The sequence below is a fragment of the Brevundimonas sp. PAMC22021 genome (assembly GCF_019443405.1).
GTDB lineage: Bacteria > Pseudomonadota > Alphaproteobacteria > Caulobacterales > Caulobacteraceae > Brevundimonas.
Genome location: NZ_CP080376.1, coordinates 1,460,839 through 1,487,653 on the forward strand (window position 1 = coordinate 1,460,839; position 26,815 = coordinate 1,487,653).

Here is a 26,815-nt window from a genome sequence, read left to right on the forward strand (position 1 = left end):
TCGCCGGCAGTGGCTGCTTATGTTGCTAGAACACGTATGTCAGACCGACGGTGAAGGTCCGTCCGCTCTTGGTCCAGGAGGTCGGACGCTCCTCGTTGATGTCGGTGTACTGGTCGATGGCCTCGTCCGTCAGATTGATGCCCTCGACCACCAGCTTCAGCTCCGGCCTGACGTTCCAGAAGAGGGTGGCGTCGAGGTTGTTGGTGGCGTGGTAGCCGGAGCCCACGTTTCCGTTGCCGCCGATGCCGTCCAAGTAGCCGTCGCGATAGGCGCTGGAGATGCGCGCACCCCACACGTCCGTCTCATAGTAGATCGTCGCGTTCGACGACCATTTCGACAGGTTGGCCAGGGACAGGGTGCGTGTGACGCCGTCCACCAGGGCGTCGGTCTCGCCCTTGGCGTAGGTGACGTTGCCCGTGAAGCCGAAGCGGTCGAACGGCGCCGGCAGGAAGTCGAAGTCCCGCTGTACCGCCAACTCCGCGCCCCGGATCGAGGCGCCGTCGCCATTCACCGGCCGGCTGTAGGAATAGATTGTGCTGGCGTCCTGGCCCGGTCCGATCAAGGACAGTGGATAGCCGATCGATCCGTAGGGCACGGACGCGGTTTCGGCCGTGATGAAGGAGTCCATCGACTTGTAGAAGACGCCGAGCGCCACAAAGCCGCTGTCGCCCATATAGTGCTCGATCGAGGCGTCGAACGAGTCCGCCATGAAGGGCTCAAGCGCAGGATTGCCCGCGTTCACACTTCCGCCGAAGGGCGTGAAGCTGACTGATCCGGCGGCGCGCAGGTCGTCGAGGCTCGGCCGGCTGATGTTGCGGCTTGCGCCCAGGCGCACGATCGTGTCAGGCGTGACCTCCAGCGCGAGGTTGGCCGCCGGCAGATAGCCGTCATAGCTGTTTTCGATGGAGGTGGGCACAAGCCCGGCGTTCGTCGCGACGGTGCCGGCCGACGTCAAATCGGTCGAATAGTAGCGCACGCCGACATTGGCCTTCAGCGGCATGGCGCCCAGCTGCATGTCAAGATCGTACTGCACGAAGGCGGCCGTGGTCTCCTCCGTCAGGACGTAGTTGGTGCCGGCCCGATCGTCCGCCGCCGTCAGATCCCGGCGCTGACCCGTCCGGTCGAAGGTCGCCACGGCGTCCGGTACGACATACGGAAGCAGGGAGTCGTAGCGGATGACTTCCAGCACCGGCGCGGGCCGCGCGGGGTTGTTGTACCAGTCAACGCGGTTGAACCGCTGCCAGCCCTCGTTCTCGAAGTTCTTGCGTCCGACTCCGAACTTCAGGGTGGACGATGGGCTGATGTCCCAGGCGCCGTTCAGTTCGACGGTCTTGTACTCGCTGGTGATGTAGTCCTCGCGGGCGTCGGCCCGCATCAGCCCCCACAGGCTCTGATCCTCCGTGTCGAAGCGGTAGGTGGTGACGGCGGGACTGTCGCCGCGAAAGTCGTAGCCGAAGCTCTGGTTGACCGCCTGGATGAAGACCTTGTCGAAGACAGGTCCCTCGAACTCCGATCGGGCAAAGCCGACCAGGGCGTCGAAGCGCAGCCTGTCCGTCGCCTGAAAACTGCCCGTCCAAACCGCTTGGGTGAAGGTGGTCTCGTCTTCCGAGTGCTTGTGCTCATTGCGCATGTCGACGCCGGACCAGTCGGCGTAGACGATGCTGTCGCCGCGGATTTCAACGGCGTTCAGACGCTGAGTCCCCGTGACGTTGCCGGTCAGGGCGTTCACGCCGGCGGGCGCCAGGGCGTACTCGTCCCGATCGTTGCCGAGCGTGCCATAGAGCACGTCCAGGCCCATCTCTGCGCGCGCGTTCGGACGCCACTGCAAGGCGCCGGTCAGCCCGACGCGCTCGCGCTCCGCGTACCAGGTCGATGGGCTCGTCGCCTGCGGAGCCGACACCCGAGCCAGGCCCGTGGCGGTCGTCAGACGCTGGCGGTCGGCGGCCGAGACGCCTGGCCCGATGTTCGCGGCGGCGACGTTGATCTTGGTCCAGTTCCAGCTGCGCATGCCGAACTCGTTGACGTCGTTGCGCGTGTAGGCGGCGGAGGCGAGCGCTCCCAACTCGCCCATGCCCGTGTCCCAGCGGCCGGAGACCAGGCCGATCACGCGCGGCGTCACGCTGTCCGTATTGGAGTTCGTCTGCGCCTTCGCGCCCACCACCAGACGCGACCCCGCATAGTCGAACGGTCGTGCGGTGGTGAGGCCGACAGTGCCGCCGATGCCGCCCTCGTCCTGCTCGGCCGCATAGGTCTTTTCCACGACGACGCGGTTGAACAGTTCGGATGCGAAAAGGCTGTAGTCGAAGCTGCGGGTGCGGCTGACGGAGCCGCGATTGTCGAAGCCGGACGAGGTATTGCCCAGCACCTCCATGCCGTTCAGCTGGGTGCGGGTGAAATCCGGACCCAGGCCGCGCAACGAAATCTGACGTCCCTCCCCTGCGTCGCGTGTGATCGCCACGCCGGGCACGCGCTGCAGGGACTCCGCCAGGTTCAGATCGGGGAAGGCCGCGATGTCGTCGGCGACAATGACGTCCTGCGTGCCCGTGGCGCTGCGTTTCAGGTCGCGCGCGGCCAGCAGGCTGCTGCGAAAGCCCGTGACGACGACATCCTCCACCTGGCTGGCCGAGGTCTGCACTGAGACGGGCGGCGCCGCGCGGGCGACAGCCGGAACAGCGGAGGGCGCCGGCCGCGCGCGTTCCGCCGATGACGGGGCGACGACCCGTTCAGTCATGATCGACCGCCCGACGATGCGCGCTCGAACGCCGCTGGCGTCCGTCAGCCGCGAGAGCGCCTGGGCGGGGGTGAAGCGTCCCTGCACGGCCTTGCTGCGGCGCCCGCGCAGCATCTCGGGGCTTGCGGCGAGTTGCAGGTTCGTCGCACGCGAAAAGTCGCGCAGCGCCGACGAGAGGTCCTTTTCTGGAATCGAAAAGGTCTGCTGCGCCTCCTGCGCCGCAACAACGGCGGGCGCAGCGGCGCTTAGCGCGGCGGCAAGCGTCAAGATAGACGCGTGTCGCGTCAGGTTCGAGTTCATGTCGGCATCCCCCAAGAGAAAAGGCGTCGGCTCAACCAGCCTGCAGGAGAGATGCTTGGAGGTTCCATATCCCTACCTGGAGCAACCACGAAATGTTGAAGACATTTTTGTTCAACCCGCCTTACTTTTTATCAGTATACGATCAGTTCTCCTCTCAACTTGAACACCATAGGCCGTCTGGATCAGGTCCAGAACCGAAGAAGGTTCAGCGACACGGAAGCGACCGCTGATCCTGATCCGGCGAGCACGCTCGTCGGCGACGACGATCGGAGTCTGTGAGAAGCGGTCCATCTCCTCCACCAGTTGCGAGAGGGTTGCGTCGGACGTGTCGAACCAACCACCCATCCAGTCAGGCGCGCTTGGCGTAAACGCCGCCTTGCGAGCACGGCCATGCTCCAGCACGCCGCGCTCGCCGGGAACAAGCGCCATCGAGGTCCCGGTCCTTGTGTTGATGCGCACAGCGCCGCGATAGAGGTCGACCTCGGTCCGACCGCCCTCGGATCGATCGACATTGAAGGCGGTCCCCATCACTTGCACGACCCCGTCACCGACTCCCACCGAGAAGGGTCGTCCGTCATGCGGAACGTCGAAAAAGGCTTCACCCTGCTCGAGCACGACCGACCGCCGCAGCAGGTTCTGATCGACCAGAAGACGCGCCGACCCGCTTAGGGTCACGCGTGACCCGTCCGCCAGCATGACGTCCCGGCGCTCGCCGCGTGCGGTTTCGATCATGCGGTGATCCGCCCATGGCCCCACGATCCCGATGACGACCATTGCCGATGCAAGAGCGGCGATCGGCGCGAGCACCAGCCATGATCGCCGCCTCGTTCGCTTTCGGCTGGCCGCCAGCCGCGCCGCTTCACCCATGGCGTCCGAGCGCCACATGGCGGCAAGGTCCGCGAAGGCGGCTTGGTGAGCTTCCGAGGCGGACATCCAGCGATCAAACGCAGCGGCCTCTTCGCTCGATGCGCCCTGCCGCGTGCTCCAATTCACCCAGGCCGCCGCCTCGGTCATGATGCCGTTCCGTTTCGCCTTCACGCCTTGCCCCCTCTACCGGCTCCGGTTGCTTGCAAGGCTGTGCTCAGGTCCAGAAGGCCCCGTGTCACATGCTTCTCCACCGCCTTCAGGCTCAGGCCCAGGTCGGATGCGATGGCGGCGCAGCTCTGATGGCGTATCCGGCGACGAACGATGATTTCACGCCTCAGGCGCGGCATCCTTTCCAATGTTCGAGCAAGGGTTTGCACGGCTTCGCGTGCCTCTATGATCCGTTCGGGCGACGGCTCGCCACTGGCCAAGCTTTCGCTGAGATCTGTCCAGCTCCAACGCCTCTCCCGCCTGTGCTGCTCGTTCATCAGGTTCTCCGCGATGCGCATACCCAGAGCGTAGAAACTGTCGACGCGCTTGACCCGCGCGTACTCAACCAGCCGCAGCAGGGTTTCCTGCGCGACATCCTCGGCCAGGTCCGCGCGGCCAAGCCGTCGGAGAACGAGCCTTCGGATGAACTCGCCGACCGGCGCCAGATCGCGCGCCATCTGTTGTTGGTCGCCGTCGTAAGCCAAGATCCCGTCCCCGCTTCCGCAGGCTTCTAACTCTGGACGGTGAAGGTTGGATGGCGCCGCGCGGACAGCTGGAGGTGAAGCGACCAGTTTCGGTGCTATCTGCTGCCCGGCGCAACCTACTCGGATCGACGTTTGCCGGTCAGCGGCGGCGCCAGAATCGGACGTCGCACCATGGCGCGGAAGAAGACGTTCGCGGAATCCGCAGCTTCGTCCGCGTCCGATCCCCGCCGAAGCTTAGCCATCACCGCCTCCCCGGCAACGAGCATGCCCCGCCTGTTTTACGCTTGTCACGCGGCCGGCTTTGCCATCCATGGCGCACGTCTGTAGTCTTCGGCTGCGGTTCGCATGAGACTGATGAGTTCAAGAGACCACTCTGAACAAGGCCAACTCACGTCCCTGATCGGATGTGACCATTTCGAACTGTGAGTCCCTAGTCGTCTGGCCGTCTCGCCGAGGCTAGGCGCACCCAGAACGCAGAAGAGCCCCGGGGCTTTTGGGCCAACGGGGCTTTCGTGTTTGTGGTGTTTGGGTGCGGGAGCAGGCTTTGAACAGAACCACACACCGCGGCTGATCTTCTCGGCGTAGTCGCAGAAGCGCCATCAGCGATCATCGGCATCAAGCTGCACAGCGGACGTTCAGGGCTGGCGCACGGCAACGCGCGAGCCTTCTGATGACGCTTAGCACTGTGCTGTTCGGTCAAAGCGGATTGTCGATCCTGCGCCTCGAAGCTCTGTCTTTACTGATCTTCAGGTTCGCGGTCCAACGACCCGCTGCTGCGTGATCGCCGCCGCCTGTTGGCCCGTAAGCCGCTCGCCGCGGCTGAAATCGGCCGCCCCCGGTCCGGACGATCCAAAGGTTGCGAACCTGACCTGCTCCGGCTGAAGCATGGTGCGCGGATTGCCGTCGCGGCCCGTGTACCACATCTCGGTCCAGCCGGCCGCCGCGATGTGATCGTCCATCCAGCAGTTCAGGAAGGTGGCGGCGCCCACGAAGCGCGGATCGCCGTAGCGGCCGTCGGGGAAGCTGCTGGACGGACGCCACGGGCGACCGAGGAATACCGAGCGCCGCGCCACGCCGGTCTCCTTCGTCACCCGGCAGGCGTTGAAGACGAAGCCGAAGGGCTGGTCGATCGGCGTGCTGGGCGCGGTGATGTAGCCTTCCACCGGATCGACCGGGCGCGGACGCGAACGGATTTCGCAGCCTTCAAACCAGGCGCGACCCGCGCCGAAGATGAAGTCGTAGCTGCCCGCGATCAAACAGTGGTCGAACAGGCTCGTTCCGGCATCGGGGAACAGGGTGTCCTGGTAGCTGAGAATGTCGCAGTCGATGAGAACGGCGCGGTCGGAGCCCTTGTCCAGCATCAAGGCGACGGCCTGCGGACCCGCACCATTGTGCGAATGGAGGCCCGCCGGCTTGCTCATCTCGGCAAGGCCGTCGAAGGCGTTGTTGATGGTCAGGCGCTCGGCGCGGAAGTCCGGTGCGCGCACGAACACGGTGGGTGTGCGGAACGTGCCCCAAGGTCTGCCGTCAGGCGCGGCCAGCCCCGACGCCGCCAGGTGGTTGATGATCGATCCTTGTCGGTCTTCGCCGATCAGGTGCACGAACGGCTTGTCGACCACGACCTGCCCTTCCCAGATCCCGCGTGTGACGAGGATGCGAAAGGGGCGCCGGCCATCCGCGGGAGCGGCGGCGATCGCATCGGTAAGGCTGGCGTAGGTCGGCGCGGAGCCGCGCGACCGAGCGCCAGGACGCTGGACCACGGCGTCAAAAGCCTCAATGACGGCCGCCTGGGCGGCCAGCGGAAAGGCGCTCAATCCTCCGATCACCAAGCGCCGCGAAATGGCTTCGGCCACGGGCCTCTCCATTGAAAGAAAAAGCAGGCGTCGGTCGGCGAACCGTCCGACGCCCAAACCTCGGGAGGAGGATGTCAGAAGGTGTAGCGGACGCCGAAGTTGTACTGCCGTCCGGTGTGCGAGTAGACGTAGATGCTGTCCCGGCGGCTGTCGGTGTACTGTTCGTTGAACGCATCGGTCAGGTTCAGGCCCTCGAAAGTGAGCCGGAGGCGATCCGTCAGCGCATAGGAGGCGGAAGCATCCACGGTGACGATCTCGCGCACCCCGTCAATGTCATTGGTGCTGGTGCCGCTGGGCACCGCCGTCAGATATCGGTCGCGGTAGGCGGCCGCGACGCGGGCGCTGAAGCGGTCGTCCTCATAGTACAGCGTTGCGTTGTAAGCCGTCTTGGACAGGCCCACCAGGTCGTTCTCCACGAAGCCCGTCGGAGATCGCGCCGAGATGTAGCTGATCTTTGAATCGACCAGCGTCACGTTGAAGATGGCGCCGAGATTGTTGAACGGGCCGGGCAGGAAGGTGAAGGGCTGCTGGTAGCTCACCTCCAGCCCCTTCAGCGGGCCGCCCTCGGTGTTCACCGGCTGGCTGAACAGGAAGACGTCCGTCGGGGCCACGCCCAGCCCATCCAGCAGGTTCAGCGGCAGCCCGGACTGGTTGAAGGGTTGCGAAGTCCGCGACGTCTGAATGTAGCTGTCGATATCCTTGTAGAACAGGCCGACCGACAACAGGGCCTCGGGGGCGAAATACCATTCCGCCGACAGGTCGTAGGTCGTGGCGCGGATCGGATCGAGGTACGGATTGCCCGAACTGACGCTGAACACGCCCACGGTGCTGAGGCTGCCACCGGGCGTGACGCTGCCGAGATTGGGCCGGGTCATCACCTTGGCCGCGCCGAACCGGACCAGGAAATCGGGCGTGACCTCCGCCGTGAGGTTCAACGCCGGCAGCACGTCCTCATAGTCGCGCTCAACCGTGGCCTGCTGGGCCGAGCCCGCCACCAGCTGATAGCCGGTGGAGCTTTGCTCGGTCTTGACGTAGCGCACGCCCACGTCGCCGCGGATCGACACGCCGCCGAGTTCGGTGCGGAAGTCCATCTGCACATAGGCGGCGGTGTCGTCTTCCGTAACGCTGCGGATGTTGCCGCGCGCATTGGGATTGCTGGCGCCGCTCAACTCGAACAGACCCGTGCCGCTGTAGATGTTGAACAGGTCCGCAAAGGCGCCGAGGTCGGGCGCTGTCCAGTCGGTCACCGTGCCCGCCGGCGCATCGAGATTGCGGCCGAAGCCGCCCACCAACTTCGTCAGGCTGCTCAGCGTCACACCTGCCGGCAGCTGTGGCACCACGCCCTCGTTGACGCGGGCGAGCGCCCAGGAGTCGAACTCATACCGCTTCAGGTTCACGCCGGCCTTGAGAGTAAGGGCGTCGTTCAGGTCGAAGCCGGCGTCGAGCTGCGCGGTCTTGATGGTGTTGGTGACGCCCTGCGGACGCAACCGGATTTCAGAGCGCGCGGCCCCAAAATTATAAGCCAGCGGATCGGTGACGTCGTAGCCATAGCTGATCAGCGGCGCATCGCGGTTTGGACGATAGTCGTAGGAATAACCGTCTGTGTTCTCGCGATTCAGGATCACCGTGGTCTGGATCGGGTTGTCGAAATCCGATTCCGACCAGCCGATCAGTCCCTTGATCCTGAACCGGTCGCTGAACTCGTGCTCAAGGCTGAGCGTCGCCTGGCTGTATTGGGTGTCCAGCTCATCGAAGCGGGTCTCGCTCTCGATGTCCACGTCGTCGAACAGGCCGTAGATCATGTCGCCGTTTTGATCGATCACACCATCGCGGACGATGATCTCGGGACGCCCGCCTTGAGACGCGTTGCGGGCGAACGAGAGGGCCTCGAGCCAGTTCTCCTCGCGGGTCGCCTTGAAGTCAGAATAGAGCACGTCGAGGTTGATCAGCGTGCGGTCCTGCGGGCGGAACTGCAGCGACCCCGTCAGGCCCAGCCGCTCCTGATCGTGGGTCAGACGGCCGTAGCGCGGGAAGCGCGGCGAATAGACGTCCGCGCCTCGGGCTGCGCTGAATGGCGATGCGGGATTGTAGCCGCCGGCTTCCGTGCCGTTCAGCCAGCCGCCGGAACCATGTCCCTCCTCCAGCAACTGGCGCTTGGTGTAGGCGACGGACACCAGCGCGCCCAGTCTACCGTCCATCCAGGTGTTGCTGGCCAAGGCCGCAAAACGCGGATCCCACTCACGCGACAGATCATTGTAGCCGTACTGGCCGGACAGGACGAAGTTGGCGCCGGAATAGTCGAAAGGCCGGCCGGTCTGCAGGTCCACGGTGGCGCCCAGCGAGCCTTCCTCCGTCTCGGCAGACGCGGTCTTGCGCACCGTGATGCTGTTGAACAGCTCGGAGGCGAAGACGTTGAAGTCAAAGGCGCGGTTGCGGTTGGCGCCGCCGGAACTGTCGGTGCCCGACGCCGTGCTCTGACCCTCGACGCCGTTGATGCGAACACGCGTGAACTGGGGCCCCAGGCCCCGCACGGTGATCTGGCGGCCTTCGCCGGCGTCCCGGGCAATGGAGACGCCCGGCACGCGCTGGATCGACTCGGCCAAATTGGCGTCGGGGAAGTCGGCGATGTCTTCGGCCTTGATCACATCGACCACGCCGTTTTCGCGCCGCTTGGCGTTGAGGGCGCTGCCGAGGGCGGCGCGGAAACCGGTAACAACAATGGCGTCGACTTCAGCCACCTGCTCGTCAGCCTGATCGCCCTGCGCCGTCTGCCGGATGACCGGGGCTGCGCTCGGGGCCAAAACGGCGGTGCGTCCGTCGTTGGACGCCACCACCAGATTGCTACCCTGCAGCAGGCGCCCCAGTCCTTGATCGACCGAGTAAACGCCGCGAACCGCAGCGGTGCGTTCGCCGGCCACCGCGTCCGCCGACGCCAAAATCTGCAGGTCCGCTTGTCGGGCGAAAGCTGGCACGCCTGTAGACGCCGGCTGGGCCGGCACGTCGAACTGACGCGACTGCGCCTGGACCGCTCCGCTCCAACAAAGCGCCGCCGTGCTCGCAGCGATCATCAGCGACGCCTTGGCGCCCTCGCAACGCATGAGGTTCATGCGACAGCCCTCCGTGATGTTTCCTGACCCCGGACCCTTCTTTGAGGGTTCCAATCACTGGATGCGCGGCGCGATTTTTTCCGTCGCCGGACAACAATCTTTTCTAGCGCGGCCCCGCCACCATGATGACCTCGCCCGTCATGGCCAACTCCGCGCCGTGCGACACGCCCAAGGCGCGCGCAAAGCTCTCCGGCTCGTTGGTCCTGAACCAGCCGATCACCTTCTGCCGCTCCAGTTCGGGATCTGAGATCACGATCTTGCGCGTATTGTAGCGGTTGAACTGGGCGGCGGCCTGACCCACGGTCTCGCCGTCCAGCACGATCTGCCCATCGCGCCAAGCCAAGGCCCGCTCGACCTCCAGTGGACGCTCAATGGGCCGCGCTGCGCCTGCCTTATCGCTGATGAACACCTGTTCGCCCGCCGACACCCGCCTGAGGCGACCGGCCCCTTCCTCGCTCCAGACCTCGACCACGCCTTCGGTGACCCGGACCTCGGCGCCCAAAGGCTTGCGGCGCACCGAGAAGGCGGTGCCGACCGCACGGACACGCACCGGCCCCGTCGCCACCACAAAGGGACGGGATCGATCCTTCGCCACCTGGAACCAGGCCTCGCCCCGGTCAAGCCGCACCGACCGCCTGTCGCGCCCGAGCGCCACCTCGACGGCCGTGTCCGTGTTGATGGCGGCCAGCGAGCCGTCCTCCAGCGGCACGCGACGAATTTCTCCGACCGCCGTGCGGTACCACCGACTCTCCAGCATCGGCGGCAGGAGCAGAGCGGCTCCGCTTGCGGCCGCCGCCAGCCCGATCCCGCCGATCAGCCATCGGCGATGCCGACGCTGGGCGTTGACAGGGTTTGGGCGCGCAACTCCCACCGCAACGCTCCAGGCGGCCTTGGCTCGCAACAGCGCGCCCCGATGTCGGGGATCGCGCTCCAGCCACAGATCAAGCGCCCTCTGGCGGCTCTCATCCAAGGGGGCGCGATCCAGCTGCACGACCCAACGCGCCGCCTCGGCGTCGACCTCGCTGGCGGTCAGTCGCTTGGTCATGCCCTGCGCCCCAACACCCGACGGGGCGCTGGCCCTGTACGGCCCAGCGCAACCAGGATCGTCTTCAGCGCACGGGTCGCTTCGTTCTCCACGATGTTCTCGCTGACGCCCAGCCGCTCGGCGATTTCCCTCTGTGAAAAGCCCAGCATGCGCCGCATCTCAAAGATGCGTCGGCTTCGCTCGGGCAGCGTCGCCAAGACCTTCATTACGTGCTCGAGTTCCGTTCGCCCCGCCGCGATGCGTTCTGGCGAGAGTTCGTCTCCCTCGATGCACAAGGTTTCGATTTCCGTCACCGCCTCGATGCGCACGATGCGGGCGCGCCGCATCTGCTCCAGTACGATCGAGCGAGCGGTTTGAAAGAAGTAGGCGCGCGGGCTGGCGATGTGCCGGAAGTCGGTGAGCGTGGACAGCCGACAATAGGCTTCCTGGACTACGTCGTCGGCGTCCGCAGCCGCCGCTGGGAAACGCCGGAGCCATGCCCGTACGTCCGCCTCGTGCGGCAGAACCTCCGTCGCCACCCACCGCACCAGATCGGCCTCGGGCGTTTTCGCCATGCGCATCATCCGCCTCCCCGACTCACAAGATGCGTGGCGCGCCGCCTTCCGTCAAAAGGGACATCATCAGCTACTTAGCGATATGCCTGATAATCGCGCGGGCCAACTGCAGCAGATTGTTCACCTGACCAGAAGCCGCGTACCAGGTCGATGGGCTCGTCGCCTGCGAAGCCGGCACCCGAGCCAGGCCCGTGGCGGTCGTCAGACGCTGGTGGTTGGCGGCCGAGACGCCTGGCCCGATGTTGGCGGCGCCGGCATTGATCTTGGCCCAGCTCCAGCTACGCATGCCCCGCCTGTTTTACGCTTGTCACGCGGCCGGCTTTGGCGTCCCATCCATGGCGCACGTCTCTAGTCTTCGGCTGCGGTTCGCATGAGACTGATGAGTTCAAGAGACCACTCTGAACAAGGCCAACTCACGTCCCTGATCGGATGTGACCATTTCGAACTGTGGGTCCCTAGTCGTCTGGCCGTCTCGCCGAGGCTAGGCGCACCCAGAACGCAGAAGAGCCCCGGGGCTTTTGGGCCAACGGGGCTTTGGTGTTTGTAGTGTTTGGGTGCGGGAGCAGGATTTGAACCTGCGACCTTCAGGTTATGAGCCTGACGAGCTACCGGGCTGCTCCATCCCGCGGCAAACGGTAGGCGTGAGGGAAGAACGGTTCGAGGGGCCTCGCCTCAAGTCGGCCGAAGGCCACAGGGCAAGTATCGTGCGCAATCGTTCTGTCCGCCGGGTAGACCCGGCGGCGACCTACTCTCCCGCGCCTTGAGACGAAGTACCATTGGCTCTGGAGGGCTTAACGACCGAGTTCGGAATGGGATCGGGTGGGGAACCTCCGACATAGCCACCGGGTCAACCAGGCGGACAGAAGGATTGCGAAGAAGACATTGTCTGAGATGATCTTGGTCTGTGATCATCATCGAATGAGTTTTGCTGAGAAACGATCAAACCGATCGGATTATTAGTACCAGTAAGCTTCACGCGTCGCCGCGCTTCCACACCTGGCCTATCAACGTGGTAGTCTTCCACGATCCTCAGCGAAGCCTTGTTTTGAGGTTAGTTTCCCGCTTAGATGCTTTCAGCGGTTATCTATTCCATACTTAGCTACCCTGCTGCACAGCTGGCGCCATGACAGGTCCACCAGAGGTATGTCCATCCCGGTCCTCTCGTACTAGGGACAGATCCTCTCAAGCTTCGAACACCCACGGCAGATAGGGACCAAACTGTCTCACGACGTTCTGAACCCAGCTCACGTACCACTTTAAATGGCGAACAGCCATACCCTTGGGACCTGCTCCAGCCCCAGGATGTGATGAGCCGACATCGAGGTGCCAAACTTTGCCGTCGATATGGACTCTTGGGCAAAATCAGCCTGTTATCCCTAGAGTACCTTTTATCCGTTGAGCGATGGCCCTTCCACGCGGGACCACCGGATCACTATGGCCGACTTTCGTCTCTGCTCGACTTGTCAGTCTCGCAGTCAGGCGAGCTTATGCCATTGCACTCGACGAGCGATTTCCGACCGCTCTGAGCTCACCATCGCGCGCCTCCGTTACACTTTGGGAGGCGACCGCCCCAGTCAAACTACCCACCACGCCATGTCCCGGGACCGGATAACGGCCCTCGGTTAGACGTCAACGACAGTAAGGGTGGTATTTCAAGGATGACTCCACCAGAGCTGGCGCCCCGGTTTCATAGTCTCCCACCTATCCTACACATACGGTCGCTAACGCCAAGGCGAAGCTATAGTAAAGGTTCATAGGGTCTTTCCGTCTGACCGCGGGAACCCCGCATCTTCACGGGGAATTCAATTTCACTGAGCCTATGCTGGAGACAGTGGGGAAGTCGTTACGCCATTCGTGCAGGTCGGAACTTACCCGACAAGGAATTTCGCTACCTTAGGACCGTTATAGTTACGGCCGCCGTTTACCTGGGCTTCAGTTCGACGCTTTCACATCTCCCTTTAACCTTCAGGCACCGGGCAGGCGTCAGACCCTATACGTCGCATTGCTGCTTCGCAGAGCCCTGTGTTTTTGCTAAACAGTCGCTACCCCCTGGCTTGTGCCACTCAGTCCTGCTTGCGCAGGGTGAGTCACGCTTATTCCGAAGTTACGCGTGCAATTTGCCGAGTTCCTTCAGCATAGTTCTCTCAAACGCCTTGGTATGCTCTACCTGACCACCTGTGTCGGTTTCGGGTACGGTCTCTGCTGGAGTTATTTCCTGGGACAACGCCCCCGCACACACAATCCAATAAGTGGGTACGAGTTAAGCCATCCGTCACTTCCAGCTGGTGCAGGAATATTTACCTGCTTCCCATCGACTACGCTTTTCAGCCTCGCCTTAGGGGCCGACTAACCCTGCGCAGATTAGCTTTACGCAGGAACCCTTGGTCTTTCGGCGAGAGTGTCTCTCACACTCTTATCGTTACTCATGTCAGCATTCTCACTTCCGATACCTCCAGCCAGGCTCACGCCTGACCTTCACCGGCTTACGGAACGCTCCGCTACCGCTTGCAGTAAACTGCAAACCCATATCTTCGGCGCACGGCTTGAGCCCCGTTACATTTTCCGCGCAGGATCGCTTGATCAGTGAGCTGTTACGCTTTCTTTAAAGGATGGCTGCTTCTAAGCCAACCTCCTGATTGTCAAAGCAATCCCACATCGTTTCCCACTTAGCCGTGACTTGGGGGCCTTAGATGATGGTTAGGGTTGTTTCCCTTTTCACGACGGACGTTAGCACCCGCCGTGTGTCTGCCCGATAGTTCTCTTGGGTATTCGGAGTTTGGTTAGTATTGGTACCGCTCGCGCAGCCCGCAACCATCCAGTGCTCTACCCCCCAAGGAATTCGTCGGACGCTCTACCTAAATAGATTTCGCGGAGAACCAGCTATGTCCAGGTTTGATTGGCCTTTCACCCCTATCCACAAGTCATCCCAGAATTTTTCAACATTCACGGGTTCGGTCCTCCAGTTGGTGTTACCCAACCTTCAACCTGCTCATGGATAGATCACCTGGTTTCGGGTCGTCATACGTCGAACTTAGCGCCCTATTCAGACTCGCTTTCGCTGCGCCTACACCTAACGGCTTAAGCTTGCTCGACACATGAAGTCGCTGACCCATTATACAAAAGGTACGCCGTCACCGCGCTTGGCGGCTCCGACTGCTTGTAGGCTTCCGATTTCAGGATCTGTTTCACTCCCCTTGTCGGGGTGCTTTTCACCTTTCCCTCACGGTACTTGTTCACTATCGGTCGTAGAGGAGTACTTAGGCTTGGAGGGTGGTCCCCCCATGTTCAGACAGGATTTCACGTGTCCCGCCCTACTCGAGTCTTCTGCTGTTTGACGGCTACGGGGCTGTCACCCGCTATGGCCGACCTTTCCAGGTCGTTCGCCTTTATGTCACAGAAGCACTGGCCTGGTCCCGGTTCGCTCGCCACTACTACGGGAGTCTCGGTTGATGTCCTTTCCTCCGGGTACTGAGATGTTTCAGTTCCCCGGGTTCGCTTAATGAAGCCTATGTATTCAGCTCATTATACCTTTCAACGATCCGCCAATCGCCGCCCCGACCAACCTACAAGAGATTGGGCCGGAACAGAGTTGGAAGACCGTAAAGGTGGGTTTCCCCATTCGGAAATAACCGGATCAAAGGGTGCTAGCGCCTCCCCGGTTCTTATCGCAGCTTGCCACGTCCTTCATCGCCTCTCTACGCCAAGGCATCCGTCAGAAGCCCTTCAACGTTTGATCGTTTCTCAGCAAAACTCATGCGTGGTTTATTCCACCCGACTGGAAAGAATGCCGGGGGACCACGCCTGATTTTGTCAGACAATGTCTTCTTCTCGAACAGTGACCTGAAAGCCTATGAGGGGCCGGTCGCGTTCTTCCTTCACGATTTCAATGCCAGTCGGCGAGCGCCGACGGGCAATTCTTGATGCGATCTGCGAGCTTGGACGCCGTGCGCCACCGCTTCCAAAGCAAGGGCCTCGGGTCTATTCCCTGGCCGCGGGCGCGGCCTGGTGGAGCCAGACGGAGTCGAACCGACGACATCCTGCTTGCAAAGCAGGCGCTCTACCAACTGAGCTATGGCCCCTTCTCAGGGTGTAGCCAGGAGAACTGTCATCGACCCAAGCTGCGCTCAAGCAGCGCAGGCCCGCGGCGTGCGCCTTAGCGCCACCAACATGCTGCTGGTAGGCCCGGGCAGACTCGAACTGCCGACCTTACGCTTATCAGGCGTACGCTCTAACCACCTGAGCTACGGGCCTAGGGCAGCGCGACAGCCGGGACATCCAGGCTCGCGATCGCGTCATCTTCGATCACAACCCGTATGGCTGCGTCGATGATGACGAAAGTGGAAAGAGAAACGGAGACGGCGGCGTTCCGCATGATGTGCTCGGCGCTGTGAAGCGCTTCGCTATGCGGAGCGTCAATAGAGCCTCGTGAGAGGCGCTGGAGACGCATCCTTAGAAAGGAGGTGATCCAGCCGCAGGTTCCCCTACGGCTACCTTGTTACGACTTCACCCCAGTCGCTGACCCTACCGTGGTCGCCTGCCTCCTTGCGGTCAGCGCAGCGCCTTCGGGTAGAACCAACTCCCATGGTGTGACGGGCGGTGTGTACAAGGCCCGGGAACGTATTCACCGCGGCATGCTGATCCGCGATTACTAGCGATTCCAACTTCATGCCCTCGAGTTGCAGAGGACAATCCGAACTGAGACGACTTTTAAGGATTAACCCTCTGTAGTCGCCATTGTAGCACGTGTGTAGCCCACCCTGTAAGGGCCATGAGGACTTGACGTCATCCCCACCTTCCTCCGGCTTAGCACCGGCAGTCCCATTAGAGTTCCCAACTGAATGATGGCAACTAATGGCGAGGGTTGCGCTCGTTGCGGGACTTAACCCAACATCTCACGACACGAGCTGACGACAGCCATGCAGCACCTGTGTCCCAGTCCCCGAAGGGAAAGCCAGATCTCTCTGGCGGTCCGGGCATGTCAAAAGGTGGTAAGGTTCTGCGCGTTGCTTCGAATTAAACCACATGCTCCACCGCTTGTGCGGGCCCCCGTCAATTCCTTTGAGTTTTAATCTTGCGACCGTACTCCCCAGGCGGATTGCTTAATGCGTTAGCTGCGTCACCGAAATGCATGCATCCCGACAACTAGCAATCATCGTTTACGGCGTGGACTACCAGGGTATCTAATCCTGTTTGCTCCCCACGCTTTCGAGCCTCAGCGTCAGTAATGAGCCAGTGTGTCGCCTTCGCCACTGGTGTTCTTCCGAATATCTACGAATTTCACCTCTACACTCGGAGTTCCACACACCTCTCTCATACTCAAGACACCCAGTATCAAAGGCAATTCCGAGGTTGAGCCCCGGGATTTCACCCCTGACTTAAATGTCCGCCTACGCTCCCTTTACGCCCAGTAATTCCGAGCAACGCTAGCCCCCTTCGTATTACCGCGGCTGCTGGCACGAAGTTAGCCGGGGCTTCTTCTCCGGGTACCGTCATTATCGTCCCCGGTGAAAGAATTTTACAATCCTAAGACCTTCATCATTCACGCGGCATGGCTGCGTCAGGCTTTCGCCCATTGCGCAAGATTCCCCACTGCTGCCTCCCGTAGGAGTTTGGGCCGTGTCTCAGTCCCAATGTGGCTGATCATCCTCTCAGACCAGCTACTGATCGTCGCCTTGGTGAGCCATTACCTCAACCAACTAGCTAATCAGACGCGGGCCGCTCTAAAGGCGATAAATCTTTCCCCCGAAGGGCACATTCGGTATTAGCACAAGTTTCCCTGAGTTATTCCGAACCTAAAGGCACGTTCCCACGTGTTACTCACCCGTCCGCCACTAACCCCGAAAGGTTCGTTCGACTTGCATGTGTTAGGCCTGCCGCCAGCGTTCGCTCTGAGCCAGGATCAAACTCTCAGGTTGAGTTGACTTCTGACCTAAGCTTAAGACCACCGAAATGGCCTTGGCATTAGTTCTACGTATTCTTGACGAGTTCCCACGTCATCGATCCAAAAGGACCGACGCATGGTATCTTCAAAAAGACCGCAGATGTCAGTGTCGATTGACGTTCATTCGAACGTCGCCAGAACACCGCCGCCTGCGTTTCTCTTTCCAGATCAACGATTTCAAAGACCCAGGAACCGGAAACCCGATCCCGCCGTTTATCGCCCGGCTGCGGCGGAGGCGGCGATTTAGTCGCCTCGGTGATCCGTGTCAAGCGGTTCTTTTTGCGAAGACCCTCTTTTCACGTCCCGCCCCGGCTGCTCTCGAAAGAACCACCCGGAACCGGCGGAGGCGGCGATCTACCGACCCTCCATCTCCCCGTCAAGCCGTTCTTTTTACAAAAGAACCTCTCGCCGAAGACCCGGCCCGAAAGCCGGAAGAGGCGGCGATCTAGCGACCCCCGAACCCCTCGTCAACCGGCTTTTTCAAACCGCCGCGAACCCCAGGATCAACACCCCAAAAGCCCGCAGAAAACCGCCCCAAAACCCAGCCAAAAGGCCAAGCCCCAGACAAAACAACAACAGCGATTCCGTCGAAGCGCGGAAGATGGGTCCGACCGCTGGAAACCGCAAGAGCGAACCCTTGGTTTTCCCCAGGCGGGCCGGTGTTTTCCACCGCGTCCCGGCCCGTTGGCCAGCCCGTTTCCGAGCGAGGCGGCTCTATAGGCAGGCCGCTTCGAGGCCTCAAGCGAAATCTGGCGGAACGCGGTAATAGTTCGTCGCCGCATGGCTGGCGCGCGTGCGGCCCGTCTCCCTATCTACATGCCCACCCAATCCGCTCGGATGCGTCATGACCGATACCCTCCCCCTGCCCCTTCCTGTCGTCTCGGCCGAGCTTCAGTCGCGCCTTCGCACGCGACGGTCGGCTCCGGCCCAGGCTCTTGCGGCGCCCGGACCGTCTGACGCCGAGCTGACGCAGATCCTCGAGATCGGCGCACGCACCCCCGATCACGGCAAGCTGTCTCCCTGGCGCCTGGTCGTCATGGGCCCGCGCAGCCGGGCCGAAGTCGCCGAACAGCTGAGCGGCCTTGCCGAGCGGCGCAGCCTTCCACCCAAGGCGCAGGCCGTGCTGGCCAAGCTGACCGCCGCCCCGATCACGGTTCTGGTGATCTCTTCCCCCGTTCCCAACGACAAGGTGCCGGTCTGGGAGCAGGAGCTTTCGGCCGGCGCGGTGTGCATGAACCTGGAACACGCCGCCAACGCCTTTGGCTATTCGGCCAGCTGGATCACCGACTGGTACAGCTTCGATACAGAAGCGACGGCCCTGTTCGGCGTTCGCCCGGGCGAGCGGATCGCCGGCTTCATCCACATGGGCACGCTGGCTCAACCCCCGCTGGAGCGCCCCCGCCCTGATCTGGCGGCCATCGTCACCCGTCTGGACTAGCGGCCGGCTCCGGCTCGGGCCGGTGCACCAGCGACACCAGCACGACCGACACGATCATCAAGAGGAACCAGCTGCCCAGCTTGGCCAGCGACACCATCTCCCATCCCGCCTCCTGTCCGGGATAGGCCCAGGCGCGCGCGAATGTGCCCAGGTTCTCGGCGAACCAGATGAACACCGCCACCAGGCCAAAGCCCCGCAGCAGCGGCATCGAGCGCCTCCTTCGGTCGGCGGTGAAGAAGAACCATCCACGCCCGAACAGCACGGCGGTCGCCAAGAACAGCACGATCCGCACGTCCGGCAGCCAGTGGTGCGCGAAGAAGTTGACGTAGATCGCCCCCGCCAGCAGCCACGTCGTCCACAGCGGCGGATAGCGCCTCACGCGGATATGGAAGATGCGCTGCACCCGCGCGATGTAGCTGCCGACCGCCGCATACATGAAGCCCGAGAACAGCGGCACCGCCCCGATCCTCAGCATCGAGTCCTCCGGATATATCCATGATCCGTGCGCCGTCTTGAACAGCTCCATCACCGTGCCGGCGACGTGAAACAGGAAAATGACCCGCGCCTCCTCCCAGCTCTCCAGCCGGAACAGCAGCATGGCCGCCTGGATCAGCAGGGCGCCGATCACCAGGAAGTCGTATCGCGACAGACCCGCCCCGTCCGGCCACAACAGGTGGGTGCCGAGAATCAGCGCCAGCATCAGCCCGCCGAACAGGCACGCCCATCCCTGCTTCAGCCCGAACCACAGGAATTCGATCCCGTACCGGCTCCATGACCGGCGGTCGCCCCACGCCTGCAGCCGAAGAAGCCGGGCGCGCCCCCAGGTCTCAAGCGGAAGTCGCGAGCTCCCCCGCACTCCGGATCAGCCGCGACCGCGATAGGTCGGCACGCCCTGGTCAGGCAGCCACAGACCCTCGGGCGCGACGCCCGTCTGCCAGAAGACGTCAATGGGGATGCCGCCGCGCGGGTACCAGTATCCGCCGATCCGCAGCCACTTCGGCTGCAGCAGCTCGGCCAGTCGCCGCCCGATCGAGACGGTGCAATCCTCGTGAAAGGCGCCGTGATTGCGGAAACTGGTCAGGTAAAGCTTCAGCGACTTCGATTCGACCAGCCAGTCGCCTGGCGCATAGTCGATCACCAGATGCGCGAAATCCGGCTGGCCTGTCACCGGGCAAAGCGAGGTGAACTCCGGCGCCGTGAACCGGGCCAGATACAGGGTGTCGGCATGCGGATTGGGCACGCGCTCCAGCACCGCCGTCGCGGGACTGGCCGGCGCCGCCGTCTGAGCGCCGAGTTGACTGAGGCCGGATACGTCTGTGGTCATGGCCGTCATTTAGAGACTGACGCGCCGCTTGGAAACGGCGGCGATTATAGCCTCCCCCTTCCTTCTCACGGCGTAGGAAGGGGGACCGCTCGTCGGTGGAGGGTTCTGCCGCCGACCCACTTCCCCATCGCCATGGGGAGGAGAGGTGACCAGCATTCTCCCTCCCCGTCCGGGGAGGGTGGCCGAGCCGCAGGCGAAGCCGGGTGGGGGCGGCCGCGCGACCTATCGACGGCGTGTCTAGCCTCAACACGTGCGACCCTGCCGGGCCGCCCCCACCCGGTCGCTGACGCGACCACCCTCCCCGACCGGGGAGGGAGAGCCGGCGCCTCGCCGCCACTTCGTTCCCTTTCCCTTCCCCCCGTCATCCTCGGGACAAGCCCGAGGATGACGGGAATAAAGGCGCAGACAGCGCATCAGCGGAGGCAAAGGACAGTCGGAACAACCCTCTAGCCAACCTTACCCCAACTTCCGCGCCTGAGTTCAAACCCACGCCACCCTGCATCCGTCTCGTCGCACTGGAGGGCTCGCCTGGCCTGCGACCTTGCGAGCGACGGGAGCGGATGGAGCGGGAGGTCGCAGGGGTTCGCCCTTGCGGCCGCCGGTGCTGAACTCGGTTCAGCGCCGAGAGGGTCGAGGGGGATACTCGGCCGGTCCGGGGACAGGGTCGCAGCCCTGCCCGCCCACGTCACCCTCGGGCTTGACCCGGGGGCGCAGGCTTATGGGGTTAGGCGATAAGACCGCCACCATCCTCCGCCCCGAGCTTGCAGGCACAAATCATCCGCGCGGGGCGTCAGCTTTCGTCGAAACGGTACACAACTACCCATACTCCGGGCGAAAGCCCGGCGACACGCCCGCCCTCCAACCGGATGCGAAACCGCAGCCCGGGCCTTCGCGCGCTCGATCGCCACCGCGATTTGCCTTCCGTCGCGACACGCCGCTAAGCCAGCGTCGAACCCATGGAGATTTCGATGGCCATCCCCTCCTCGCTGCTCAAGGGCCTGACCCTGCCGGTGATCTCGGCGCCCATGTTCCTGGTCTCCGGCCCTGATCTCGTGGTCGAGGCGTGCAACAGCGGGATCGTCGGGACCTTTCCCTCGCTGAACCAGCGCACGACCGAAGGCTATCGGGAGTGGCTGCGCGACATCAAGAGCCGGCTGAACCCCGAGGCTGCGGCTTTCGGCGTCAATCACATCGTCCATCCCACCAATCCGCGCCTGCTGGCCGACCTGACCGTGTCGGTCGAGGAGCAGGTTCCGCTGATCATCACCTCCCTGGGCGCGGTGCGCGACGTGGTCGAGGCGGTGCACGGCTATGGCGGCGTGGTCTTCCACGACATCGCCAATGTCCGTCATGCCCGAAAGGCGGCCGAGGCAGGGGTCGATGGCCTGATCCTGGTGGCGAACGGCGCGGGCGGGCACGCCGGCGTGGTCAACCCGTTCGCCCTGATCAACGAGGTCCGCAGCTTCTACCAGGGGACCATCATCCTGTCGGGCTGCCTTTCGACCGGCGGGGACGTCGCCGCGGCCCTGATGATGGGCGCCGACTTCGCCTACATGGGCACCCGCTTCATCAACACGACCGAGGCCATGGCGTCGGACGGCTACAAGCAGATGATCGTCGAATCGGGCGCGACCGACATCACCTACACGCCGGCGGTTTCCGGCATACCGGCCAACTTCATGACCCGGTCGCTGATCGACAACGGCATCGATCCGAAGACCCTGCCCGAGCACAAGCTGGACATGGGGGAAGAGGCCAAGGCGTGGAAGACGGTCTGGTCGGCGGGCCAAGGCGCGGGCTCCATCCACGACATCGTGCCGACCGCCGATCTCGTTGCCCGCCTGAGACAAGAATTCGCTCAGGCCACGGAACAGTTCGCGATTCGCGCCGGTGTGCGTTAAAGGCCGGGACATCCAGTCCCCAGCCGCTAGCGAGCCGTCATGACCCGCCTTGCCCCCGCCGTCCTGGCCCTTTGTCTCCTTGCGGCCCCGGCCATGGCCCAGGAGGAATCGTCGAGCGACTCGGCGCCTTCACCCGGTTCGCAGGGCGGCGGCTGGTCCTTCAGCGTCGGCGCCGGAACCGACAACCGCTCCAAGAATGCGTCCAAGTCCAACGGCGATCCGTTCATCTCCGGCACGGCGGAGTGGGAAAGCCAGTCGGGCTTCTTCTACGCCGGTCCCAGCTTCGAGACGATCAAGAGCAACGGCTCGGACGTCGAGTTCAACGCCGTCGTGGGCGCCCGCCCCTATCTCGCCGGCTTCGATATCGACGTCAGCGCCGTGTACAAGGTGCGGCCCGGCTCCGACGCGGGCCTGGACGACGAGGAATGGCAGGTCGGCGCGGTGGTGGAACGCTCGGTCGGCCCCGCCCGCGCGCTTCTGCGCGTAGAGTACGCCTTTGACGCCTTCGGCTCGACCGACTCCTACGTCTGGACCGAGGCCGAGGCGGGCTGGGCCTTCACCAACAAGCTGGAAGGCAGCGTCGCCATCGGCAAGCGCGAGCAGAAGGGCTCCGTCGATTACATCGGCTGGAATGTCGGGGCGACCTATGCATTGACCGACGCGCTCGAGCTGGACCTTCGCTACCACGACACCGACGCCAACAGCGAAGGCGAGCAGTACGAGGAAGCCTTGGTCGCCAGCGTCAACTACGCCTTCTAGGCGCTGAGGCGCGAAAGAAAGCCCGGCGCGCGATAGGTCGAGCGGTTCATCACCACGCCGGGGATGCGGCCGCCCACGGCCTCGATCTCGTCGCGCAGGATTGCCGGACCGGACGCCGCCGTCGTCTCGGCCGCGATCACCAGGACGGTGGCGTCGACAAAGGGCGCCAGGATGATGGCCATGTCATTGCGGTCCGCCGCCGGGGTGTCGATCACCACCGTGTCGGCGTGCGGCCTCAGGGCGTCCCAATAGTCCGGCCGGCCCAGCGGCTCGGCCCGGTGGCCGGACCGCAGCGCCTCCATGCGGAATCGCGTCGTCCACAGCCTTCCGCCCAGGCATGCCCTCGCGGTCAGCAGCCGATGCGCGGGGATCGTCCGCCCTTGCGCGTCGGTGATTCGCGGCGTGACGGCAAAGAAGATCGAGCCGTTCGGGGAGGCCTGCACCGGCTTGCTCAAGGTCCCGAACCGCTCCGGCTCGGCCGCGATCGCTTCCAGCTGCCCCTGCTGCGCCAGGTCGCCGTCGATCAGCCATACGGGCTTTCGCGCCCGCACCGCCGCCAGCCGCGCATATTCCCGCGCCACGGTGGACACGCCCTCTCCGGTCGAGGCGCCGACGAACTGGATGATGCGGGCGCGGTGCGCCGGCACCGGTCCCAGCGCCGCCCACAGACCCGCCATTTCACCCGTCAGATCGACCATGCCGTCCCGGGACCCTTCAGTGCGCCTTGGCCGGCGCCACCGCCAGCACCGGCATGTCCAGCGTGCGGCTGACCGACCCTGCGGTCGAGAAGCCGCGCCGCGAGAAGATGCGCAACAATCCGGCGCACAGGGCGGTGAAGCCCGCGAATAGAAAGGCGGCGGCCAGCAACGGCACCTTCAGGCTCTTGCCCTGCGCCGGCGGCTGGGCCCGCGCGATCACCGTGACATTGTCGGCGCCGGCGCGGACCAGCGCATTATCGGCCCGGCTCTGGGTCTCGCGCTGCTGGAACTCGCGGATCGAGGCGCTCAGCACCTCGCGGTTGCCGGCCAAGTTCGCATTCTCCGACTCCAGCGCCGTCAGTCGCGCCTGCCGCGAGCGGATGTCGCCCAGTTGCCCGTCCAGCACCGCCAGCCGCGCCCGCAGCGAATCGCGCTCCGCCTGCGCATTGATCCGCGTGGTCTCCAGCTCGACCCAGATCGGATTGGGCCCGGTGCGGACCTCCTTGGGCCCCACCGCCGTGCCCGTCCCCACATAGGCCTGGAGCCCCGCGATGCGCGCTTCGATGTCCTTAACCGGCTGGGCGTCGGGCTGATAGCGGGCCAGCAGCTGTTCGCGCTCGGTTCGCAACTGCAGGATTTGGTCCTGCGCCGAGATATTCAGATCCTGCTGCAGCGCGATCTCGGCCGGCGTCATCGCCTGCTGCGCCACCAGCGTCTGCAGTCGCCGCGACGCCTGATTCGTTTGGGCCTGCACCGACAGCCGCTCGGCGAAGGTCGTCTGATATGTCGCGGCTAGCGTCGCCTTGGCCGTGGCGAAGTCGCCGATATCGTTCGACGCGAGGAAATCCTCATAGGCCGCATCGGCCGAGCCCAGCTCGTCCTCGAACGCCGCGCGCTGGGTGCGAATCGCCGGCGTATTGTCGCGGAACACCTGGCGGCGATAGGCCAGATACTGATCCACCAGGGCGTTCAGCACCCGCGCCGCCCGCTGCGGATCACCCGACTTGTAGGACACCTGGATGATCGGGCTGCCGACAGAGACGCCGACGCCCAGCCCGCCGGACAACGCCTTCAGCGCCGCCGCCTCCTGCTGCGCCGGCGATCCGCTGACGCGCTCGCCCAAAATGGTGTCGACGCCCAGCGCCCGCACCGTCATCAGCTTGACCTCCTGGCTGTTCAGGATCGCGGCTTCCGACTGCGCCACCTCGTCGGCGTTCGGCGCCTGCCCCCGCTCGGCCGTGCCGACGCGCGGCTGATAGACGTATTCCTGCCCCACCCCGGCGAAGACGCTGGCGTTCGCCGTATAGCTTTTCTTCAGCGTCAGCACCGCCGCCGCGCCCAGCGCGAACACCAGCAGGAAGATCACGATCATCAGCAACAGCTCGCGAAACAGCAGGCCGACGACATCCAGCACGCCGTAGCGCGGTCGTGCTGGAACATAGGCCGTCGGGCGCATGGGCGTCGCCGAATCCGTGAAAGCTTCAGGTCAGCCACCCTTGGCCCAGCCGCGTTAACCAGCGGTTACCCATAACCGGCGACAGTTTGCCTAGACACGGTTCGCACAGGCGCTGCCCCACCATGACACTCGATCGCCGCCTGCTCCTGCTGTCCCTCGGCGCGGTCGGACTTTCAGGCTGCGGCGCAACCGCTGGGGCCTATGGCGGGGCTCAGCGACAACCGGCGTCCTCAAGCATCCCGGGCGACATTCCGTTCGCCACCTGGACGGACGACGAGCCGGAATATCTGCTTTACCCGTCCGACGAAATCGAGGTCGCCATGCCGACGGCGAGCGAGCTGACCCGCACGTTGCGTGTCGGCCCCGACGGGCGGATCGCCTTGCCCCTGATCGGTCAGGTCATGGCCGCGGACCGCACCTTGCCGGAACTCGAAGCGTCGGTCTCCGAGGCCTACGCCTCGCAACTCGTGCGCCCGGTGGTCGAGGTCTCGCTGCGCCAGGCGGGCCCGATCCGCGTCTGGGTCGACGGCGAGGTGCGCACGCCCGGCGTCTATGAGGTCAATGGCGACATCGACGCCTATCAGGCGGTGATCCAGGCCGGCGGATTCCAGCCCACGGCGCGCATGCACGAGGTCGCGCTGATCCGGCGCGGCCCGGGCGGACGGCGGATGCTGCGCGTTGTCGATCTTCGCCCGCGCCGCGATCAGGCCATCGCAATCCGGCGCGGCGACATCGTCTTTGTGCCGCGCTCGACCTTGGGCGAGCTTGCGGCCTTCTTCACCCAGGTGCGTGCGGCCCTGCCGATCGGCTTCAGCTATTCGATCAACGGATCGAACGGCAGCGGCTTTGCACAGTTCTAGGGCCGTTCAGGCGACCAGCGTCACCACGCCTTGGTCGATGTAGCGGCGCGCGGCCTTCTGAGCCTCGGCGATCTCCTCGCGCTCCATCTCCAGGCTCATCTCGCGGCGATAGACGCGCGCCTCGATCGAGCCCTTCATGGCCGCCAGGTTGAAGATCATGTGGGCCGACACCCGGTCCATCGGCGCCCCGCCGGCGCCGGCCGAATACATCATGCCCAGCTTGAACAGGTCGTCGCCGCTCATATCCGGCGTCGGCAGCGGCAGGCCGCCTTCGGCGACCAGGTCTTCGTGCGCGAGTTCTTGCGCGATCATAACCATCTCTCCCGAACGAGAGCCTTTCTGGCCTCGTCTCCTGAGACGCCATCAAATACCGCCGGTTTGAAGTTAAAGTTAATGGCGAGAAGCGAGCCAAGTCTTTTCAGTAAAGCACTCGTAAACCCCGCCGACGCGGGTCACCGGCCCCGCTGGCCGAACAGCATCCTGCGCGCCGCCTCTGCGTCCTTGCCCGAAGCCGCCAGGTCGGCGCGCAGCTCAGCGCCCAGCGCCCGCCCCTTCTGCACGGCGGGTCGTGCGCCGACGGCTTCCACCCACCGCTTCAGGTTCGGGAAGTCAGCCAGGTCCTGCCCTTGCGCCTCCGGCAGGATCCAGGGCCAGGCCGCCATGTCGGCGATCGAATAGTCGCCGGCGATGAACTCGCGATCGGCCAACTGTCGATCAAGCACGCCGTATAGCCGGTGCGTCTCGTCGGTGTAGCGCCGCACGCCATACGCGATCTGGCGCTGGTCGCGGATCATGGCCGGCGCGTACTGGCGGAAATGGTGCGTCTGCCCCGCCATCGGCCCCAGGCCGCCGACCTGCCAGAACAGCCACTGGTCCACCTCGGCCTTGCCACGCGCGTCGGACGGATAGAACCGACCGGACCTGGCGCCCAGGTACTGCAGGATGGCGCCCGATTCGAAGATCGACAGCGGCTCGCCGCCGGGCCCGTCCGGGTCGATGATGGCGGGCATGCGGCCGTTGGGGCTGATCGCCTGGAACTCCGGCCGGAACTGCTCGCCCGCGCCGATGTTCACCGGCTTCAGCGTGTACGGCAGTCCCATCTCCTCCAGCGCGATGGACACCTTCCAGCCATTCGGCGTCGGCCAGTACCAGAGTTCGATGGGGCGGCTCATGTCAGGCTCCTGTGGCTCGATCCTCAGTTAGGCGCCCCGAGGGCCTGGGCAATGGCTGAACAATGCTGACACCGACGTTCAGCGCGAGTTCATGCGGCGCCCGTCACCTTGCGATCC

General features: G+C 64.0%; 20 protein-coding genes, 3 tRNA genes and 3 rRNA genes. 4 read left to right on the forward strand and 22 right to left on the reverse strand.

Translation table 11 applies throughout. From position 1 onward, the window contains the following. Positions 1-25: 25 nt before the first annotated feature. The 16 genes from KY493_RS07060 to KY493_RS07130 form a co-directional block, all read right to left on the reverse strand. Positions 26-2,998, reverse strand: a complete 2,973-nt coding sequence (locus tag KY493_RS07060) for a TonB-dependent receptor (protein WP_219895701.1) — start codon at positions 2,996-2,998, stop codon at positions 26-28. Positions 2,999-3,142: 144 nt separating this feature from the next. Further along, the gene (locus KY493_RS07065) at positions 3,143-4,045 is read right to left on the reverse strand and encodes a FecR domain-containing protein (RefSeq protein WP_219895702.1); all 903 of its coding nucleotides are present in this window, start codon (positions 4,043-4,045) and stop codon (positions 3,143-3,145) included. A gap of 20 nt (positions 4,046-4,065) precedes the next feature. Next, the gene (locus KY493_RS07070; RefSeq protein ID WP_219895703.1) at positions 4,066-4,590 is read right to left on the reverse strand and encodes an RNA polymerase sigma factor; all 525 of its coding nucleotides are present in this window, start codon (positions 4,588-4,590) and stop codon (positions 4,066-4,068) included. Between the two features lie 746 nt (positions 4,591-5,336). Further along, positions 5,337-6,443, reverse strand: a complete 1,107-nt coding sequence (locus tag KY493_RS07075) for a pectinesterase family protein (protein ID WP_219895704.1) — start codon at positions 6,441-6,443, stop codon at positions 5,337-5,339. A 74-nt stretch (positions 6,444-6,517) separates the two neighbouring features. After that, positions 6,518-9,550 carry a TonB-dependent receptor gene (locus KY493_RS07080; RefSeq protein ID WP_219895705.1) on the reverse strand — a complete coding sequence of 1,011 codons (3,033 nt, stop codon included), beginning with the start codon at positions 9,548-9,550 and terminating at the stop codon, positions 6,518-6,520. Positions 9,551-9,653: 103 nt separating this feature from the next. Beyond that, entirely contained in the window at positions 9,654-10,595 is a 942-nt protein-coding gene (locus KY493_RS07085; RefSeq protein WP_219895706.1) for a FecR domain-containing protein, read from the reverse strand. After that, positions 10,592-11,149, reverse strand: a complete 558-nt coding sequence (locus tag KY493_RS07090; RefSeq protein ID WP_219895707.1) for an RNA polymerase sigma factor — start codon at positions 11,147-11,149, stop codon at positions 10,592-10,594. Before KY493_RS07090 ends, KY493_RS07085 begins: the two co-directional genes overlap by 4 nt. A gap of 70 nt (positions 11,150-11,219) precedes the next feature. After that, complete coding sequence (locus tag KY493_RS07095) at positions 11,220-11,435, reverse strand: hypothetical protein (RefSeq protein WP_219895708.1); 216 nt, start codon at positions 11,433-11,435, stop codon at positions 11,220-11,222. 265 nt (positions 11,436-11,700) lie between these two features. After that, positions 11,701-11,777 (reverse strand) — tRNA-Met (locus KY493_RS07100). A 104-nt stretch (positions 11,778-11,881) separates the two neighbouring features. Continuing rightward, positions 11,882-11,996, reverse strand: a 5S ribosomal RNA gene (gene rrf / locus KY493_RS07105). Positions 11,997-12,084: 88 nt separating this feature from the next. Next, a 23S ribosomal RNA gene (locus KY493_RS07110) occupies positions 12,085-14,885 on the reverse strand. A 267-nt stretch (positions 14,886-15,152) separates the two neighbouring features. Then, a tRNA-Ala gene (locus KY493_RS07115) sits at positions 15,153-15,228 on the reverse strand. A 95-nt stretch (positions 15,229-15,323) separates the two neighbouring features. Then, positions 15,324-15,400: transfer RNA gene (locus KY493_RS07120), tRNA-Ile, on the reverse strand. Next, the gene (locus KY493_RS14485) at positions 15,399-15,521 is read right to left on the reverse strand and encodes a hypothetical protein (protein ID WP_255567825.1); all 123 of its coding nucleotides are present in this window, start codon (positions 15,519-15,521) and stop codon (positions 15,399-15,401) included. Before KY493_RS14485 ends, KY493_RS07120 begins: the two co-directional genes overlap by 2 nt. Before the next feature lie 81 nt (positions 15,522-15,602). Beyond that, positions 15,603-17,064, reverse strand: a 16S ribosomal RNA gene (locus KY493_RS07125). The 16S, 23S and 5S rRNA genes sit together here with 3 tRNA genes alongside, the layout of an rRNA operon. Positions 17,065-17,116: 52 nt before the next feature. After that, positions 17,117-17,359: a hypothetical protein gene (locus KY493_RS07130; RefSeq protein ID WP_219895709.1), complete on the reverse strand. Its 243-nt coding sequence runs from the start codon at positions 17,357-17,359 to the stop codon at positions 17,117-17,119. A 575-nt stretch (positions 17,360-17,934) separates the two neighbouring features. Between KY493_RS07130 and KY493_RS07135 the strand changes: the two genes are divergently transcribed. Further along, the gene (locus KY493_RS07135; RefSeq protein WP_219895710.1) at positions 17,935-18,528 is read left to right on the forward strand and encodes a nitroreductase; all 594 of its coding nucleotides are present in this window, start codon (positions 17,935-17,937) and stop codon (positions 18,526-18,528) included. Here the strand turns inward: KY493_RS07135 and KY493_RS07140 are convergent. Together KY493_RS07140 and queF are read right to left on the reverse strand one after the other, a co-directional pair. After that, positions 18,512-19,384: a DUF817 domain-containing protein gene (locus KY493_RS07140; protein WP_219895711.1), complete on the reverse strand. Its 873-nt coding sequence runs from the start codon at positions 19,382-19,384 to the stop codon at positions 18,512-18,514. The genes KY493_RS07135 and KY493_RS07140 overlap by 17 nt on opposite strands. Before the next feature lie 6 nt (positions 19,385-19,390). Continuing rightward, on the reverse strand, positions 19,391-19,852 hold the full coding sequence (gene queF, locus KY493_RS07145) for a preQ(1) synthase (RefSeq protein WP_219895712.1): 462 nt from the start codon (positions 19,850-19,852) through the stop codon (positions 19,391-19,393). A 968-nt stretch (positions 19,853-20,820) separates the two neighbouring features. Between queF and KY493_RS07150 the strand changes: the two genes are divergently transcribed. Continuing rightward, on the forward strand, positions 20,821-21,753 hold the full coding sequence (locus tag KY493_RS07150) for a nitronate monooxygenase family protein (protein WP_219895713.1): 933 nt from the start codon (positions 20,821-20,823) through the stop codon (positions 21,751-21,753). Between the two features lie 39 nt (positions 21,754-21,792). After that, positions 21,793-22,512, forward strand: a complete 720-nt coding sequence (locus KY493_RS07155; protein WP_219895714.1) for a TorF family putative porin — start codon at positions 21,793-21,795, stop codon at positions 22,510-22,512. On the opposite strand, the gene KY493_RS07160 is transcribed toward KY493_RS07155, so the two are convergent. Together KY493_RS07160 and KY493_RS07165 are read right to left on the reverse strand one after the other, a co-directional pair. After that, positions 22,509-23,210, reverse strand: coding sequence for a hfsB (locus tag KY493_RS07160; RefSeq protein ID WP_219895715.1), 702 nt, complete (start codon positions 23,208-23,210; stop codon positions 22,509-22,511). The genes KY493_RS07155 and KY493_RS07160 overlap by 4 nt on opposite strands. Before the next feature lie 16 nt (positions 23,211-23,226). Next, entirely contained in the window at positions 23,227-24,666 is a 1,440-nt protein-coding gene (locus KY493_RS07165) for a chain-length determining protein (protein WP_219895716.1), read from the reverse strand. A gap of 122 nt (positions 24,667-24,788) precedes the next feature. Between KY493_RS07165 and KY493_RS07170 the strand changes: the two genes are divergently transcribed. Then, positions 24,789-25,526: a polysaccharide biosynthesis/export family protein gene (locus KY493_RS07170; protein WP_219895717.1), complete on the forward strand. Its 738-nt coding sequence runs from the start codon at positions 24,789-24,791 to the stop codon at positions 25,524-25,526. A gap of 6 nt (positions 25,527-25,532) precedes the next feature. On the opposite strand, the gene KY493_RS07175 is transcribed toward KY493_RS07170, so the two are convergent. Next, positions 25,533-25,838: a sel1 repeat family protein gene (locus KY493_RS07175; RefSeq protein WP_219895718.1), complete on the reverse strand. Its 306-nt coding sequence runs from the start codon at positions 25,836-25,838 to the stop codon at positions 25,533-25,535. 140 nt (positions 25,839-25,978) lie between these two features. After that, complete coding sequence (locus KY493_RS07180; protein WP_219895719.1) at positions 25,979-26,698, reverse strand: glutathione S-transferase N-terminal domain-containing protein; 720 nt, start codon at positions 26,696-26,698, stop codon at positions 25,979-25,981. Positions 26,699-26,815: the final 117 nt, after the last annotated feature.